Source organism: Chitinophaga sp. GbtcB8 (assembly GCF_019091455.1).
In the GTDB taxonomy this organism is placed as follows: Bacteria; Bacteroidota; Bacteroidia; order Chitinophagales; family Chitinophagaceae; genus Chitinophaga.
On record NZ_JAGXJN010000027.1, the window covers coordinates 96,185 to 114,000 of the forward strand.

Below are 17,816 nucleotides of genomic sequence, written 5' to 3' on the forward strand. Positions count from 1 at the left end.
ACCCGGCCCTTTCTTTTTACCAACCTTGCCGGAGAAGTAGTATTTTTATGATATTATACTATCCCTATGATCCGACTTATACCGGCCATAACCCTATTAATAGTATGTACCGCTTCCTGTACTGTAAGCCAAAGGTCCAATAGTAAGATCCGGATGGAAACCTATCAGCCCAACCGCCAGCAAAAAAAATATAAGAACCTGCTGATCGTAGCAGAAGGCTCGCTTCTTAGCCGCACCTACATCGAGAACATTGTATGGGCCATGAAGCCCGGCCTGGAAAAAGCCAAACTTTCTTACCATTATGAGTTCCTGGGCAACCCGGAAAGGGTAAGCATAGAAAATAATCTGAAAAGAGTAATGGACGCCAACCCATCGGATGCACTTCTACACATTCGCCCAATGGCAGCCATCGGTTATACAAGATCAACAACAACCAGCTCTACCCCCAATAGCATGCCTTATGCCAGCAGCACCTCCCTGCTGCGGGCAGCCTATTCTTTTGAGCTCACAGAGGTGCAGGATAAATTAGTATGGGGCGGCCGCCTCACTACCAACATCCCGGAATATCCCCGCAGCATTTACCCCGTTATCAGTAAAAAAATAATAGCAGAGCTGAAAGAGAACAAGCTGCTGCCCGAAATAGCAGCTGCCGCTCAGTAAGCTTTAACGGCATAAACCGTTCATCAGCAGGCACAAATAGGCGGTTAAGCTATTTACAGGAACAGCCTGCCGCTTAGTAGCTAATTTTACAACATGTGCCGCCGGGCGTTTCTATTAGTATACAGTCTGTTCATAAGCCTTTCCTGTATCCACGCACAGGATACTGCCGGCATTCCCTCAGGCGATGATTTTATTTTCAGCAGCACCCATCCCAAACGCGGTATTTACAGAACCTTCAAAGAATTTCAGCAGAACGCGCCCTCCGAAAGCGGGAACATAGTGGTAAAAAACCGCAGCTCCGCCGCGCAGATCTATCTGCTGGCCAACCGTAATGAGCTGCATGTGGTAGATAGCACCGGCCAGGAACATAAGGTAAAAGATTGCTGGGGATTTTCTGACGGCACCAATGTGTACATCCGGGACAATGGGCTGAACAAGCTGGAGGAAATTGGCTATTACTGTTTATACGAGATCCACGCCATAACAGCCACGCCGGTGGCTAATCCCGCCTCCGTAACATTTAATGCTGCACCGCCACCCAGTGTAAAGAAAAAAGTGATCAACATCCTTACCGGACAGATATATGACCTAACCCTCTACAATCTCAGGAAATATATCCTCCCACAGGATCAGACCTTACTGGATACTTTTATTACTGATGCAAAAAAGCGGGACCGCATGGAGTACTATATCCGCTGGTTTAATGAGCGTAATACCCCGGTGCTGTAAATTATAATAGCCCCTGCCATCCTCCACATTTTGGGTAGGTATAAATTTTGCTACCTCTACAAGCAGCACCATACATTTACCAAAGCATTTATTTTCAGTAAATTACCGAGTAATTTTTCATAGTGACAGTAGCTGAAACTCCCGAGGACAAACATCATCGCGGTCGCCCCTGGTGGCGCTGGCTTTTATGGATCATCATTGCCATATTGTTATTGCCTGTGATGGCTGTATTATTGCTTCAACTCACACCCGTGCAGGATTACCTGCGCCGGCAGGGGGAGTTATACCTGCAAAGCAAGCTGCATACAAAAGTAAAGATCGGGTACCTGCGCGCCCGCGGCTGGCAATATCTTGAGCTGCGCAATGTATATGTGGCAGATACTATGCAGCAGGCCCTTTTATACTCCGGCTCCCTGAAAGTGCATTATAACCTGCTATCCCTGCTCAATAATGAGCTGCGCATCAACAAGCTGGAATGGGATACCGTGTTGATAAATGTGTACCGGCATGGCGCAGACACTACATATAATTACCAGTTTATAGTAAATGCCTTTACCAGCCCGGATACTACACCGGATACGCTGGCGCCGGAAACCGGCACCACCATGCAGTTCCGCATTAAAGATGTGGCTATGCGGCAGGTGCGGTTAAGTTATGTGGATGACCTGGGCGGTATGCACGCGGTACTGCGCTGGAAAACCCTGCAAATAGACCCGGATGATCTGCTGGTGAATGATGGTGTATATGCCTTCCGCGGTATTACGCTGGATGGGTTAACGGGTTTCTTCCGCCAGTCCTACCGCCTGAAAGCCACTGCAGCCGCAGCTCCGCCGCCTCCGGATGCAGATACTGCCACAGCGCCTTTTCACCTGCTGCTGAAAAAATTACAGCTAAGCAACAGCACTTTCTGGTATGAGAGTGAGGACATAGGGATTTCCACCGCATGGAAAGTAGGCCGCTTCCAGATCACCAACGCTAATATTGACCAGGACTCTACCCACGTACAAATAGAAAATATTGACCTGCGCAGCACCAGGGGCATTGTAACCATGTTTATGCCTAAAGATACCAGCGCACCGGTATCAGACAGCAGCGCGCCCAACACCTGGCGGGTAAATACCGGCCAGGCTTTGTTTGAGCAGCTGACGGTTAAATATGATAATAATACCGGACCGGCCCCCCGCGGTGCAGGCGCAGGCAACCCGGACTATAACCACCTGTTCATCCGGGATTTTACTACCCACGTAAAGGATATTAATTATAATGCAGATACCGTAAGCGCCGTGCTGCAGCAGCTAAGCATGCGGGAGCAGTCATCCGGCCTGGCTGTAAGGCGGGCGCACATGAACTTTTTGTTTACCCCGCAGGTGCTGGCCCTCAATGACCTGCTGCTGGAAACCAACCAGTCCATACTGCGGAAACAAATAGTCGTTACCGTGCCTTCCTGGACCACGGTGGCCGATCACCTGGATCAGCTGCAGCTGCGCGCCAACCTGGACTCTACCCGTATTGTGCTGAATGAGTTCATGCCCTTTGTGCCGGACGCGCATAGTAAGTACATGCAGCCATTATGGGGTAAGCAGCTGTTGATACATGCTGTTATGAGAGGCAGCATGTCCCGCCTGGAAATTCCGCAGCTCTACATTCGTGATAATGTCGGTAACCTGGTACAGGTTAAGGGTGAGATCTTTTATTCACAAAACACAGACAGCATCCGCGCTAACCTGCCGGAGCTGTTGCTGCAAAGCGGCAACAAACCGCTGCGGGCCTGGCTGCCACCCGGCACCATGCCGGACTCCATCCGCCTGCCGGAACAAATGCTTATTACCGGCTCCTTCCAGGGCGGTATGGCCAATCTGCAAACGGAGCTGCAGCTGAAAAGCGACCTGGCTAGCGCAAACCTGACCGCTCACCTGGTAAATATTATGGATAGCCTGCGCGCCAGCTATTCCGTGAACGTGCCGTATTTTCATGTGAACCCCGGCCGTATGTTGTATGATACTACCCTGGGCTGGATCAATGGGCGCCTGGAAGCAGAAGGCAAGGGTTATGAAATAAATACCATGGCCGCCAATGCCGCGCTGGCATTAAGCAGTGCTACCTATAACGGTTATACGTACCAGGATATTAACATGAAAGCGGGCATCCGTGGAGGAGATTTTAATGCCTCCGGCCAGAGTGAAGATTCTTCCCTGAACATGGTATTTGACGTAGCAGGCCGCATACAGGATACCCTGCTGCAAAACCTGCAGGCTAACCTGCAGCTCACTAAGGCCGATCTGTATGCTATGCATTTTTATGCAGATCCCATGCAGCTGAAAGGCAATCTTACAGCAGACTTCAGCAGCCTTACACCCACCCGCATTATAGGTAATGCTAACCTCACCGGCTGGCAAATAGCTACTAATGGGCAGGTATTCCCAATTGATACCGTAGCATTAATAGCAGAATACCAGGACCAGCAATTCCTGACCCTGCAAGGGCCTTTTGGTTTTATAAAAGCCAATGGTATGGTGGATTATACAAAGGTAGGCGCTGCATTCAGCGGCATTATCAGCAAACCCTTACAACCGCTGGATAGCTCGCGCATTGTAACCCTGCCTCCCGGCCAGCTGCTGCAATGGACGGCCGCATTAAACTGGCCGCGCAGCCTGCAGGCCATGGCGCCCGGCCTGCGCATGAACCAGCCTATAAATATCTGGGGCCGCTTAAATTCAGACAGCAGCCTGCTGGTAATGAAGGCCACCTTACCAAAATTAACGTACGATTCCCTGCATATAGATAGCCTGCTGGTAGATGCCCGCATACAGGATACAGCAATGAATGCAGCCGTTTCCCTGGCTGCGCTGCGCCACCCAATAGCCCCGCTAAACCATACGGAGCTGCTGGTCAACGCCAACATAGGTAAGCTGCACTGGAACCTGAATGTGGATGATCCGGCCCGCAAGCCTAAATACAAAGTAGGCGGCCTGGTACAATTTTTACCGGATAGCGTAATTGCACTTTCCCTGGACCGCGATCTGCTGCTGAACAAACAACAGTGGACAGTGGCTGACAGTAACCTGGTACGCCTGCATAACGGCATGCCGGATACCGCCAACCTGAAACTCTCCTACCGGGAACAATTCATTCAATTACAAACCCGGCCGGATAGCAGCAACAGCCGCTTACCAGCGCTGCAGGCGGATATTAAGAATTTTCAGCTGGCCACTATTACCGGCCTGCTGGCAGCAGATACCGTGCTGGCAACCGGTGTGCTGAATGGCCAGGCCACCGTCAGCAACCTTAGTAACACGCCTTTAGTAGCCAGCACACTGAAAATTGACAGTCTAACGTTCAGGAATACACGCCTGGGTACATTGAATGCAGATCTTAAAACCCCCGCGCCCAATAGTTACGCCATTAATGCGGGCCTGGTTGGTAATGATAACGACCTGCAGGTACAGGCCACCTATGATACGGCCATTAATGCCAAAGTGGATATTAACCGCCTGAATGTAGCCGTCATAGAGCCTTTCACCTTTGGCAATGTTACGCGTATGCATGGCAGCGCCAACGGGCAGTTTAATATTACCGGTACTACCGATAAGCCAAAGGTATTGGGCCACATTCATTTTAACGATGCCGGTGGTACCATAACCTATGTAGGCGCACCACTCACCTTACCGGATGAGGAAATTGTGCTGGATGAAAAGGGTATTGCCTTTAACAAGTTTGTGATTGCAGATAGCCTGGGTAATGAGCTGATCGTGAATGGCCGGGTAAACAGCACTGATTTTACCAACTACCGCTTTAACCTGGATGTGAATGCGGATAACTTTATGGTGCTCGGCAAACAGCAGAACCCCGATCAATTATTCTATGGCCCTGCATTTATAGACAGCCGTATTAAAATACGGGGCAACATGGACCTGCCGCGTATTGATGCTTACGTAAAGCTGCGCGATAAATCCAAGGTAACGGTTACCATTCCGGAAGCTAACCCCGGCGTGGCCAACAGGGAAGGTGTAATGGTATTTGTGGATAAAGATGCGCCGGTGGATTCAGCACTTATTAAAGCGCAGGACAGCGTACGGTTTGAGAATCCGCGCCTGCAGGGTATAAACTTCAGTGGTAATGCGGAGATCACACCGGAATCTACCATCAAAATAATTATTGATCCGCAGAATGGTGATTATGTGGAGGCCAAAGGCAGCACCAACCTCAATGCCACGCTGGATGCCAGCAGCAAGCTGAGTTTAACCGGCCGGTATGAGATCCAGGAAGGTAAATACCAGATGTCTTTATACGAGGTGATCAAACGCTCCTTTGCCATTGAAAAAGGAAGCGCTATCACTTTTAATGGCGATGCAATGGATGCTACGCTGGACATTACTGCCAAATACACGGTAAATGCGCCGGCGGCTGACCTGGTATCCGACCAGCTTTCCAACATGGATGCCAGCTCCCGTAACCGCTACCGCCAGCGCCTGCCTTTTGAAGTGTACATGTACATTAAAGGCGACCTGCTGAAACCGCAAATTTCATTTATGCTGGATATGCCGGAGGCAGAACGTAATGCTTTCAGCGGCACCGTATATAACCGGTTAAAACAAATTAACCAGATAGAATCTGAGCTGAATAAACAGGTAATGGGCCTGCTGGTGCTGAACTCATTTATACCGGATGATCCCGGCGCTACAGAAAGTGAAGGAGTGGATGTTGGCCGGGAAGCGCGTAAAAGTGTAAGTAAGATCCTGTCCCAGCAAATGAACAACCTGGCCGGCAACCTCATTAAAGGAGTGGATATTAATTTTGACCTGCAGCAGAATGAAGACTATTCCACCGGCTCCGCCAAAGAAAATACTACGTTGAATGTAGGTGTATCCAAAGCCCTGTTCAATGATCGTTTAACCGTTTCCGTTGGTTCCAATGTGCTGCTGGAAGGGGATGCCGCCACCAGTAATACCAGCAACCTGGTTGGTGATATTTCTGTGGACTATAAGCTTACCCGTGACGGGCGTTACCGCATACGCATTTACCAGCGTAATACCAACGAAACCGTGGTGGAAGGGCAGGTGGTGGAAACCGGGGCCGCATTTATGCTGGTAATAGATTATGACAAATTCCGCGAGATCTTTGGCCGCTCCAAAAAGGAAAAACAGCAGGAAAAGATCCGCCAGAACAATCAAAAGAAACCTACCAAGAAATAATTGAATATTGCGAACTAACTATTCACATATCGTTCTGTTAATAGCCGGCCTCTGTATCTGCGCCTGCAGCACTACACGTACTGTTCCCGAAGGCGACCGGCTGTATACCGGCAGCAGTATTAAGTGGGATGGTAAAAAGCCCGGCGATTATGCAACACTGACAGAAAACCTGGAAAGCAGCGCACGCCCAAAACCTAACCGCAAATTCCTGGGTATGCCCGTTCGCCTCTGGCTCTACAACCTGGGTAATGAGCCTAAAGGCAAAGGGCTTAATTACCTGCTGCGTAATAAGTGGGGCGAGCCGCCGGTACTGTTAAGCTCCGCCAAAAGGGATTATACCTCCAACGTATTGCAGCAATACCTGGTGGACAATGGTTTCTTTCAGGCCGATGTAGTATCCGACATAAAATATAAGGGTAAGAAAAAAGCCAGCGGTGTGTATACCGCCACACCCAATCTGCGCTATATTATTAAAAGTGTTACCTACGAAACAGACAGCTCGCAGCTGGGCCGTACTATTGCTGCGTCTACAGACCATTCCTCGCTGGTGGTTGGCAAAAACTATAGCCTGGATAGTGTGAAGGCCGAAAGGGAACGTTTACACAACCGCTTAAAAGAGCAGGGTTATTACTACTTCACTGCCGATCATTTGCTGGTAGAAGTAGACAGCACACTGAACGATGGTACAGTGAATATGTTTGTTACGGTAAAAAAAGATATTTCGCCACTGGCACGCAAGCCGTACTACATGCGTAAGATCACCCTGTTCCCTAACTACTCGCTGGACCAGGATACCTCAAACCGTATTCACCGGGGAGAGGTAACATTATACCGCAACTTTGGCGTAGTAGATCCGGAAAAAAAGTTCAGACCTCTTATATTCCGCCGCTCCGTGTTCCTGAAACCGGATAGCCTGTACCGTTTAAGCAACCATGATATTACCCTGCAGCGGCTTATTGGCCTGGGCAATTTTAAGTTTGTAAAAGGCCAGTTCCGCACGGTGCGCGACCGGGACAGCAGTGTTAATAACAGGAGGGATACTACCATAAGAAGAGATAGCAGCAGCAACAGGAATAACTTCAGCATTAACAGAAGGGATAGCAGTTACAGAACCCGGTTATTGTCTGATACCGGCCGGCTGGATGCTACTTTTTACCTTACGCCTTATCCGCAGTACTCCCTGCAGGCAGAGCTGCGCGGCACCTCCAAATCCAACAACTTTGTGGGTTCTGAAGTAAAGGTAACACAGCGCAACCGCAACTGGAGGCGGGCCGCCAACCTGCTGGAAGTATCTGTATCCGGTGGTATGGAATGGCAAACCGGCGGGCAGCTGGTAAGCGCCAATTCGTATAGCCTGAAGGGTGAGGTAGCCTTAACGGTGCCGCGTTTTATTTCCCCTGTAAGAAGATTGTTAAACATCCGCACACCTTATGTACCGCGTACGCGTATTAGCCTCAGCTATGAGCTGTTCAGCCGGCAAAACCTGTATAACCTGAACGCGTATACGTTCCAGTGGCAGTATCTCTGGCGGCAAACACGTTTCCTGGAACATAACTGGGCGCCCGTTTCCATTACCTACGTGCTGCCTACCAGCACTACCCCGGGTTATGATAGTATCTTAAAGGTAGACCCTGTGCAGCGCAGGGCCATAGAAAAACAGTTCATACTGGGTGCTAATTATAACATTACCTATAACAACCAGGAGCCTAACCGCATTCATAGTTTTTACCTGAACGGTAACATAGATATATCTGGTAATGCAGCCGGTTTAATAGTGCCTAAAGGCGATAGTGGCAGAACCCTGTTCGGCAGTCGCTTTGCGCAATATGTAAGGCTAAATGGCGATGTACGGCACTACTGGCAGCTAAGCAAGAACAACCTGTGGGTGAACCGCTTTTTTGCCGGTTACGGCCTGCCCTATGGCAATTCCAGGACCCTGCCCTTTGTAAAACAATTCTTTACCGGCGGTAGCAGCAGTTTACGCGGTTTCCGCGCCAGAACATTAGGCCCGGGTACTTACCGCGATACCAGCAGCCGTTACCTGGCCAATGAAGCAGGCGATATTAAGCTTGAGTTTAACTCCGAGTTACGTATACATCTAATAAGCGTGATCAATGGGGCGCTGTTTGTAGATGCCGGTAATATCTGGCTGCAAAAAAGTGATACCAACAGGATAGGCGGGCAATTCAGCGGGCATTTCCTAAAAGATATTGCAGTGGATGCAGGTGTGGGTTTGCGCATAGATGCCTCTATTATAGTGGTGCGCCTGGACCTTGCCTTTCCCCTGCGCAAGCCCTGGCTGCCGGAAAATGAACGATGGGTGTTAAAAGATGTCCGCTTTGGCGATCCGGATTGGCGTAAGGATAACCTGATCCTGAACATAGCTATTGGCTACCCATTCTGACGCTGGAAAACACATGAAAAAAGGACTATATTTGTAAAACAACCTTTTGCATGCTCATATCCCGGTACATACATTACTATACCTTACTGGCCCTTTGCCTGTTCCTGCTGTGCTCCTGCGCCCGGCAGATCACGGAAAGCGGAAAGGCCTCCTATTACGCAGATAAGTTTGAGGGCCGCAAAACAGCCAGTGGTGAAACTTTTCACCAAAGCGCCATGACGGGCGCACACCGTACCTTACCATTTGGTACCAAAGTAAAAGTTATAAACCTGGCCAACGGCCGCTCCGTAAAAGTAAAGATCAACGACCGCGGTCCCTTTGCACAAGGCCGTATCATAGACCTCTCTAAAAAAGCCGCCCGTAAGCTGGGAATCGTTGAAACCGGCGTAGCACCGGTGGATATTAAGTACAAAAAGAAAAGATAGTACGCAGATACAATTACGAATTGATTTTAACAAGAACGCCGTATGCCTAGCTTATACAGGTATAAAAATTACCTCCATGAAGCATTATGCATACAGCGTTTTGCTTTTAGCATTAAAGGGCTTGCCCAAGTTGTAATTCGTAATTGACAATTCGTAATTAAGCATGAATGCCTTCCGCAATCTCCTCCACCATCTTTTTACAAAAGGCAGGCAGATCCTTCGGGCTGCGGCTGGTTACCAAACCATTATCCACCACCACTTCTTTATCTTCCCACTGCGCACCAGCATTAATTAAGTCTGTTTTAATACTGGGATAAGAAGTTACAGTACGGCCGGCCAGCTCACCGGTTTCAATTAAGGTCCAGGGGCCATGGCAAATGGCGGCAATGGGTTTGCTGTCGTCAAAGAAGCCGCCTACAAAAGCTACTGCATCTGCATTTACCCTCAATTGATCCGGGTTTAATACACCACCGGGTAATACCAGGGCATCATAATCTTTTGAGTTGGCCTGGTCCACAGTTTTATCCACATCATACTCGCCACCCCAGTCTTTTTCAGCCCAGGCTTTTACCTTACCGCCGTGTAATGATATTACATCTACCTGTGCATCGGCATCTTTCAGTGCCTCTAATGGTTTTGTAAATTCAGATTCTTCAAACCCATCTGCTACCAGTATAGCTACCTTCTTGTTGCTGAGTTGCTTTTCCATAAGATCCGTTTTATAGTTGTTAACAAAAATTGTTTTCTCATTTATCTGCAGGGTGTGAGGCCGGCGCCTTTTCCCGGTAATAGAACAGGTCCTGGTTGGCAGGCCCGTTAATTACTTTTCCTTTGTAGGTGAACCGGCTGCCATGGCAGGGGCAGTCCCAGCTTTTCTCATCACCATTCCATTGTATAATACAGCTTAAGTGTGTACAGGCTGCAGATACAATGTGCAGGTCGTCCTCTTCATCGCGGTAGATCCCGTATTTATTTTTTCCCAGCTCTACTATCTTTCCTTCACCCTGCTGAATGGAGGAAAGCTCCACCACATCCGCATCATACGGGTATTCTTTCATGTAGCGGAATAAGCCGCCGGCAAATTCCTTTATCCAGGTTTTACCGGAACGGAAATATTTGAACCGTTGCGGATCATAGATCTTTTTCCAGGGATTTACCTGCCCCAGTATCAGGTCCGGTATCAGCAAGGCCGCTATGGTAGCATGCGTAAGGCCGTTACCGGAATCGCCGGTAACAATAAATACATTGTCTTTATCCCCGGGGTTACGGCCTATGTAAGCCAGTGAATCCATGGGTTCCATTACCTGGCCGGACCAGCGGTAAATAATTTCTTCTATCGCAAATTTTCCCCGCACCCAGGTTTCCAGGTGCCGGTACCGTTCCTCGTCCGTAATAGGTTCCGCAAAAGCCAGGCCCGTGGCATGGTCTTCACCACCACATATCAGCAGGTCATGGTTTTCATCATAAGCCTGTATGCGTACATAGTGGTAGGGTGGTATAGAAGCATTGGCATGGTAATCGCCGGTATCCCACCACAATGCATGTGGAATACTGTCTTTTGCTACCAGCCCGCCAATTACATACGTACGGTAAGCAAACTGTTTTAAGTGAATGGCATATTTATCATTTACCGGTGAGTTGGTGGCCACTACCACAAAACCGGCATGCACCCGCATACCCTGGTCCGTAACAATACCGGTATGGTCTATGGATTCCGCTTTGGTGGAGGTAAATATTTTTCCGCCATTTGCAGTAATAGCACTACACAAACCATGTAAATATTTTAAAGGATGAAATTGTGCCTGGTTGGCAAATGCAAGGCCGGGACCCACCTGTGGCAGGCCGGGTACAGCATCCAGCAAAGCCACGTCCAGACCGGCTTCCCGGGTAGCGTTATATTCTTTTTCCAGTGAATCTGCTTTATCAGAAGGGTGCAGGAATAAGTAACCGGTCACTCTTTCAAAATCACATATAATACCTTCTGTTTGTATAATCTTTTCTATGGTATCAATTGCAGCGCGGTGGCTTTCTGCTATATGGCGGATGCCTTCTTTTCCAAATATTTTTTCCAGGTGGTAATACCGGTCATCCAGTGCTGCCACCAGGTGCGCGGTGGTACGTCCGCTTTCCCCGCTGCCTATGGCGCCGTCCTCTACCAATACCACTTTTTTGCCCAGCATGGTTAAGCGGTAGGCAATGCTTACACCTGCCATACCACCGCCAATAATTACTACATCTGTTTCCAGATTCTCCTGCAGGGGCTCATATTGCAGGGCCTGCAAAGAATCCAGCCAGTAACTGCTGTGTATGCCGGAGGTGATGCTGCTTTCAATCCCCTTATGCTCATTTTGCTGCGCTTGCTCCATAATCCCGCATTTAGGTGTAAGTAGCTACAACAAAAACGGTTCCAGTAGTGGCTACCGTACAATGCGCTTTATTGCAGGAGATTAGCGCCCATTATTGGCATAAAACAGTGTGTATACATTACTACGTTATGCGGGAAATTATTGAATGGCAGCAGTATCAGTTAAAGATTGCATAAAGGCAATCACATCCTGTTGCTCCTGCTGGTTCAGGTGCAGTGAGTCTGTGGGCAGCGTTTGTCCCTGCAGCTGCATCCCCATGCCGGCGCCACCGCCGTTGTTATAAAAAGTGATCACTTCTTCCAGCGTATTAAATACGCCGTTATGCATGTAAGGGGCTGTAAAGGCTACATTGCGCAGGGTAGGAGTTTTAAACGCATAGCGGTATAAGGTTATATGGTGCACATTATATTTGCCATTATCCGTATCTATTACCGGTTTATCTTTTATAGCAGGTACCCCTATGATTTCAGCTTCTGCTTTTGCAAAATCCGGCGGCGCTACACCGTTAAACAGCGGCATAAAATGGCAGGTACCGCATTTTGCCTTGCCCATGAAAATATTAAATCCTCTTTTTGCTGCCACAGTCAGCCGGGTGGTATCGCCACGCATATACTCATCAAAAGCGCTGTTCAGCTTTATAAGCGAACGTATGTAGCTCGCTATAGCGCGCTGAATATTCCGGGGATTGATCTGCGACGGCTGTACATCAAACGCTTTTTTAAATAGCTGCTGATAGCCGCTTTGCTGCTGCAGTTTCAGGGCTGCGGTTTTTAAGTCGCCATGCATTTCTGCACGGTTATGCACCACGGTATTTACCTGGTCTTCCAGGTAAGCTACACGCTGGTCGTAGAACAAACCGGGTTGTAATGCTGCATTTAAAATAGTGGGGGTGTTGCGTATTACCGGTGCTTCTCCGTCCAGGGCAGCAGGGGTTTTCAGGCCGTCGGAAAATGCTTTGTGCGGATCATGACAGGTAGCGCAGGAACGTTGCCCGTTATAGGAAAGCACGCGGTCATAGAACAATTGTTTACCCAGGGTTATTTGATCATCTGTAATAACCTGCGCCTGGTCAGGTGCATAAAAGGTAACATCAAAAGCGTCTTTGGCAAATGTATGGGAAGCAGCAGGGTCTAAAAAGTGAGGCAGCTGTGTATAGGGTATGTTCAATGCTTCACGTACCAGCTTTAAATTTACCATCAGCGGATCCAGGTAGTTGCTGATCAGGTGCAAACGGTCCAGCGTATTAAAGTCAGTATGCGTTTGTAAGGTTTGCCTGGCGTTGGTAAATAATTCCTGTGTATGGTTAGCCAGCCCTGTGTTAATAAGCTGTACACGCGTAGCATAAAAATGCCAGATGGTTTCCACACCATGTAAGGCAGCTGCGGCTTCCGGCAAGCTGTATTGCGCTTCCGGTGAGTCAAAACCACTCAGGCCCAGGGAGGATATACGCAATACTTCCTGCCGCATAGCATCAAACAGCTGCGCATCCGTAAAATCCTGGCTGGCTGCCCGCATGCGCACCCGCTGCAGGTTAGCCCGCAGGCGTTGTGCTTCCTGCCGCAGCGCTGCCGTATCTGTGGTTTGTAAGGTGGGGAATAATAAGGCTTCCAGCACCTGGAAACCTTCCGGTTGTACGGTCACATCTTTTTCATCCGCTTCTACTTCCTGCAAATTAGGACCGTTAATAAACCGGTCAGTATAGGGCATATAATAAGTGGTGAGCAGCTCCAGGGGTTTGTATGCCAGCCTGGCTGCAAAAAAAGCCTGCTGTAATTTTTGCGTTGGCTGGCGTTGTTCAATAGCCGTACATAATGCAGCTACCTTCTGCTCCAGCTCATTTGCCTGAAACTGGTACCAGCGGCTGGTAGCCAAAGGTGCAGCACTATCTGCCTTCAGGTCTGTAATGCTGTAAGCCAGTATGGCCAGCAGTGTAACAGCTATCACTATAACGCCTATACGCATGTTGCAGGTTTAGTATGGAAAACTGAAACGTGAAAAGCGAATGTGTTATTCACCTTTCACGCTTCAGTACTGTTATTTCATTATCGTGGTAGTCCTTTGATCACTACTATCTCACTACCCTGATCTTCATTTACGCGTTTGGCACCGCCATCTGCACCTTTATAACGGGCGCCATGCCAGGTGTGCGGTTGTATACACAGCGTAAAGGCATTATCCACACCAATTACACTGGAAATATCTACCAGCGATCCGTATTCCCAGCTACCGAACTTGGACGTAGCGCTGCCATACCTCGCTGCATCCGGGGCAGTACGGTGGTGGTCCAGCTCAAACACGGGTTTCAGCTGTTTGCTGGCAATGGTGTACTGGTACACATATGCATCATGGTCTTCTGTACCATAACCATTGGAATCTTCCTGTACGTACACATAATTTTCTGTAACACATACGTTGTCAGGGTTCTGGAACTTATTGGCCGGGCCATTATCATCATCCCCATCCAGTATTACTTCCAGCTTACCTTTTAAGGGGTCGTTTGCATTCAGCACCAGGCGGTACACACGGCCCCATTTGGTACGGGCGCCATCTGCATTTACCCCGCTTATATCCTGGCCGGTTACGGTGAAATATATTTCGCGGCCATTGGCATCACTGCCTTTACGGTAATCCACATCTTCCACGCGGCCAAACTTAATAACCTTCAGCGGGTCCGTAAGCAGGGCTACCTGCGCGCCGGTAAGGGTGCTGTCATATCTTACAAATTCCACATCGTAGGTGGAACCGGTTTTCATATCTGTTTCGCGCTGGTTACCATCTACCCGGCGCAGCATAAACTGGCTGCCTTTTTGCAGGTCGCCTACTGTGTTGCTCATATACAGGAACACCTGGCCGCCGGAAGCATCTTCCGCATCTTCCCCAATTACGATCACGGTTTTACCTGCATAGGTACCTTTAGGCAGGGGCACTGCATTTTCCGCGCTTCTGAAACCAAGGGCTTTCAGCTCATGCCCGGTGGCGGGGTTGCCGGCAGCTGCCAGCGGATCCAGTCCATGCACATTGCCCTCAACATTACTTTCCCCGCAGGTTAGGTACAGCGGGCCAAAACCATGTATTTCCGGTGTAGCCAGGGTGGCAGAACATAAACGCCACTGGCCGCCATCGGAGTTTAACACGTACTCGCCTTTTACAGGTTTAAAGGTTTTGTCCAGTGTAATGCGGGATACAGAATAGTTATCTTCCTGGTTCACCAGCATTATATAGTTATCCCCCTGCTTCAGTATACCGGAGCCATCGGCAGAGCCGCCAAATACATAATTAGGGCTTTGCGGCAGGGTATCATCACTGCTGATCAGGGAATACACTTCCAGGCTTTCAAAACCGGAGAGTTTTTTGATAAAAGCCGGTGTAACAGAATGGTTTTTCCATTCAATGGTGTTGTTGGGAGGGTTTTCAGTTCCTCCGTCGTTGTCTTTGCCGCATGAAAGAAACAGTACGCTGGCAGTAAGGCCCAGCAGGGGCAAGGTTTTTCCAAGGTTGATAGTTGACATGAGATTTGACCAATTTAAACTGAAGATAAGGGGGCTATGTTATGCCAGGGTTACCATTATTTTATCTTAATTTGAATTTTGAAAAAGTAGTACGAACAAGGTATGACCGGTGAAAGTTTCCTCTTTCACCCCTGTATTTTTGCAGGACTGAATTAACTAACTGTTATGGCTAAACGTATATTGCCCATTCCGGATGCGTTAAATCCTTTTAAGGGAAAAAAGCAGCGCATCATGAACTACAATCCTGCTACCGGTATTGCAGACCGCAAGCCCGTAGCAGAGGTAAAGATCACGGTGTTTGATTTTAAAGATAATCATTGTGAAGAAGTGAAGCTGCAGGATGTGAAGGACCTGTTACATTATGCAGCAACACCGGAAACCAGCTGGATCAATATTGACGGTATCCGCAAAGAAGAGATCCATACTATTTGCACCGGCTTTGGTATTCATTACCTTTTAGAAGAAGATATCCTGAATGTAGGCCAGCGCGCCAAGATGGATGAAATGGGTGATCACTTATTTTGCGTGCTGCCCATGATCTATTTTAATAAGCTTAGCTGTACCATAGAACAGGAGCAGGTGAGCATTGTGCTGGGGAAAAATTTTGTGCTCTCTTTCCAGGAAGATTCCCACCGCGATGTTTTTGATCCCATCCGCGAAAAGCTGCATATCAATGGCTCCCGTATCCGGCTGGCTTTCGCGGATTATTTATGTTACACTTTGCTGGATGTTATTGTAGATAGTTATTTTACGGTGCTGGATAAACTGGGTGAACGAATAGAGCTGATGGAAGATGTGGTGCAGCATGAAGCCAACAACCGCACCCTGGCCCGTATTAACCTGTTGCGCAGGGAGCTGTTACTGTTCCGCCGTGCTATTTCACCCGTGCGGGAGCTGGTAAATGGTTTTTTAAAAAGTGAAAGTCCTTTGCTGGATGAGCGCACCATGAAATATTATAAAGATGTGTTTGACCACATTGTGCATTGTAATGACCTTACCGATAACTATAAGGATATGGTGTTTAACCTGCAGGAGCAGTACCACACGCAGCTGAACCTGAAAATGAACGAGGTAATGAAAGTGCTGGCCGTAGTAACCACGCTCATGGCGCCGCTCACGGTAATAGCCGGTATTTACGGTATGAACTTCGATAACATGCCGGAGCTGCACTCGCCCAACGGTTATGCTACTACCATTGGGGTAATGGTGGTGATCCTTATAATTATGATCATTTTATTTAAGAAGCGGGGATGGTTTTAGAGCCGGTCGCTTTCCCAGTTCTCCAGCAATTTGGTGTTGGTATCGTACTTCCAGATAGCAGGTTGCAGCTGGTTATTTTCATTGTACGTGCCACCGGCTATTAGTATGGTATGATCATTTACCCACACGGCCTGTTTAATAATAGTAGAAGGGCCGGTAAATAAAATGCGTTCGCGTTTTTTCGTTTGTACATTAACAATAGCCACCTCTGTATCTGGCTCACCGGATTCCAGCACTACTTGACCATGCGTGCCCTGGTGCAGGAAATTCCCATAGCTCACCATATCTATTACCCGGCTGCTGTCGGGGCTATATACAAAAAATTGCCGGAACTGTTCAAACCGCGCCACTTCCATAGAGATAGTATCTATTGATCCCAGTGTATCTACCGTGGTACGTTCCAGGCTATCGGTTCCAAAGCTGCCGGCCATGCTGCTGTCTATCCAGCCTTTCCATTGTATCAGGCGCTGTTCCGCCCAGTTCTTAAGTGTGTCTTTAGGGGTGGGAATTTCTGTTTCAGCAGTTACACTGTCGCGTACAGGAGGGGGTGTTTTAGTATGATTGCATCCATTACAACCCTGCAGCAACCATATAGTAATTATGATAGCAGGTACTAAAAAATAACGGTGTTGGATGTAATGCATTCCAGGCAACAGTACACGTTTAATATTTACAGTTTATTTTTTCTTGTAGATAGGCACTGTGGAGCAAGGCTCTCCATACATAATGCTTTTTACTACAGGACGCAGCAGGCGAGTGATCTCCACATAGGCAATTTCACCGGCGCCTTTATCCCCGCAGCCTTTGATCACAACCCGTTTATCTGCAAACTCATTCACATCTATCTTATTGAGGTTTTGCAGGAACAGGGTATTATGAATAAAGCCGGCATCGCCAAAAGCAGCGTAATGTGCTACCGGTTCCAGGTAGGTCATTATCAGCATATAGGCCCAGCGGGGTACCACGGCGTCAGCCGTACAGGTAATGGCTACATTTTTATTGCGGTATTGCTCCCAGTCCAGGTTTTGCATAGCAGCACGGAAATCTTTTTCCTTCAGGATCATTTCCATAAACAGGTGATCCTTTATATCAAATACTACTATTTCTTCTTTGGGATAATAATCTTCCAGGTCCAGTGAAGTAAGTGCGCTCTGCGCTACTTTATTAACAATCTCGTCCATATAAATCCTTTTTCCGTATACGAATTTACGAAATATCCGGCCAAACCCCTTCAAATCGAGTAGGAAGATAGTCGGCTTGGCCGACTATCT

At 48.3% G+C, this 17,816-nt stretch carries 12 protein-coding genes; 6 read left to right on the forward strand and 6 right to left on the reverse strand.

The window, feature by feature from the left end:
• Positions 1-66 precede the first annotated feature (66 nt).
• The 5 genes from KVT36_RS21700 (at position 67) to KVT36_RS21720 (ending at position 9,410) form a co-directional block, all read left to right on the forward strand.
• Positions 67-660 (forward strand): hypothetical protein, encoded by a 594-nt coding sequence (locus KVT36_RS21700; RefSeq protein WP_217605542.1) that lies wholly within the window; start codon positions 67-69, stop codon positions 658-660.
• Between the two features lie 93 nt (positions 661-753).
• On the forward strand, positions 754-1,389 hold the full coding sequence (locus KVT36_RS21705) for a hypothetical protein (protein ID WP_217605543.1): 636 nt from the start codon (positions 754-756) through the stop codon (positions 1,387-1,389).
• Positions 1,390-1,511: 122 nt separating this feature from the next.
• Positions 1,512-6,581: a translocation/assembly module TamB gene (locus KVT36_RS33260; protein WP_217605544.1), complete on the forward strand. Its 5,070-nt coding sequence runs from the start codon at positions 1,512-1,514 to the stop codon at positions 6,579-6,581.
• A 7-nt stretch (positions 6,582-6,588) separates the two neighbouring features.
• Positions 6,589-8,985, forward strand: a complete 2,397-nt coding sequence (locus KVT36_RS21715; protein WP_217605545.1) for a BamA/TamA family outer membrane protein — start codon at positions 6,589-6,591, stop codon at positions 8,983-8,985.
• 50 nt (positions 8,986-9,035) lie between these two features.
• Entirely contained in the window at positions 9,036-9,410 is a 375-nt protein-coding gene (locus KVT36_RS21720) for a septal ring lytic transglycosylase RlpA family protein (protein WP_217605546.1), read from the forward strand.
• A gap of 157 nt (positions 9,411-9,567) precedes the next feature.
• Here the strand turns inward: KVT36_RS21720 and KVT36_RS21725 are convergent, their stop codons facing one another.
• From KVT36_RS21725 to KVT36_RS21740, 4 genes are all read right to left on the reverse strand, one after another.
• Positions 9,568-10,119, reverse strand: a complete 552-nt coding sequence (locus tag KVT36_RS21725) for a type 1 glutamine amidotransferase domain-containing protein (protein ID WP_217605547.1) — start codon at positions 10,117-10,119, stop codon at positions 9,568-9,570.
• A 37-nt stretch (positions 10,120-10,156) separates the two neighbouring features.
• Positions 10,157-11,776, reverse strand: a complete 1,620-nt coding sequence (locus KVT36_RS21730) for an FAD-dependent oxidoreductase (protein WP_217605548.1) — start codon at positions 11,774-11,776, stop codon at positions 10,157-10,159.
• Positions 11,777-11,914: 138 nt separating this feature from the next.
• Positions 11,915-13,738 (reverse strand): cytochrome-c peroxidase, encoded by a 1,824-nt coding sequence (locus KVT36_RS21735; protein ID WP_217605549.1) that lies wholly within the window; start codon positions 13,736-13,738, stop codon positions 11,915-11,917.
• A gap of 80 nt (positions 13,739-13,818) precedes the next feature.
• Positions 13,819-15,285: a hypothetical protein gene (locus tag KVT36_RS21740; protein ID WP_217605550.1), complete on the reverse strand. Its 1,467-nt coding sequence runs from the start codon at positions 15,283-15,285 to the stop codon at positions 13,819-13,821.
• 165 nt (positions 15,286-15,450) lie between these two features.
• Here KVT36_RS21740 and corA point away from each other — a divergent pair, with 165 nt between their 5' ends.
• Positions 15,451-16,545 (forward strand): magnesium/cobalt transporter CorA, encoded by a 1,095-nt coding sequence (gene corA / locus KVT36_RS21745; protein WP_217605551.1) that lies wholly within the window; start codon positions 15,451-15,453, stop codon positions 16,543-16,545.
• On the opposite strand, the gene KVT36_RS21750 is transcribed toward corA, so the two are convergent.
• Positions 16,542-17,189: a hypothetical protein gene (locus KVT36_RS21750; RefSeq protein ID WP_217605552.1), complete on the reverse strand. Its 648-nt coding sequence runs from the start codon at positions 17,187-17,189 to the stop codon at positions 16,542-16,544. The two genes, corA and KVT36_RS21750, sit on opposite strands and share 4 nt — an antisense overlap.
• Before the next feature lie 33 nt (positions 17,190-17,222).
• Entirely contained in the window at positions 17,223-17,726 is a 504-nt protein-coding gene (locus KVT36_RS21755; protein ID WP_217605553.1) for a DUF2480 family protein, read from the reverse strand.
• Between the last annotated feature and the right edge of the window lie 90 nt (positions 17,727-17,816).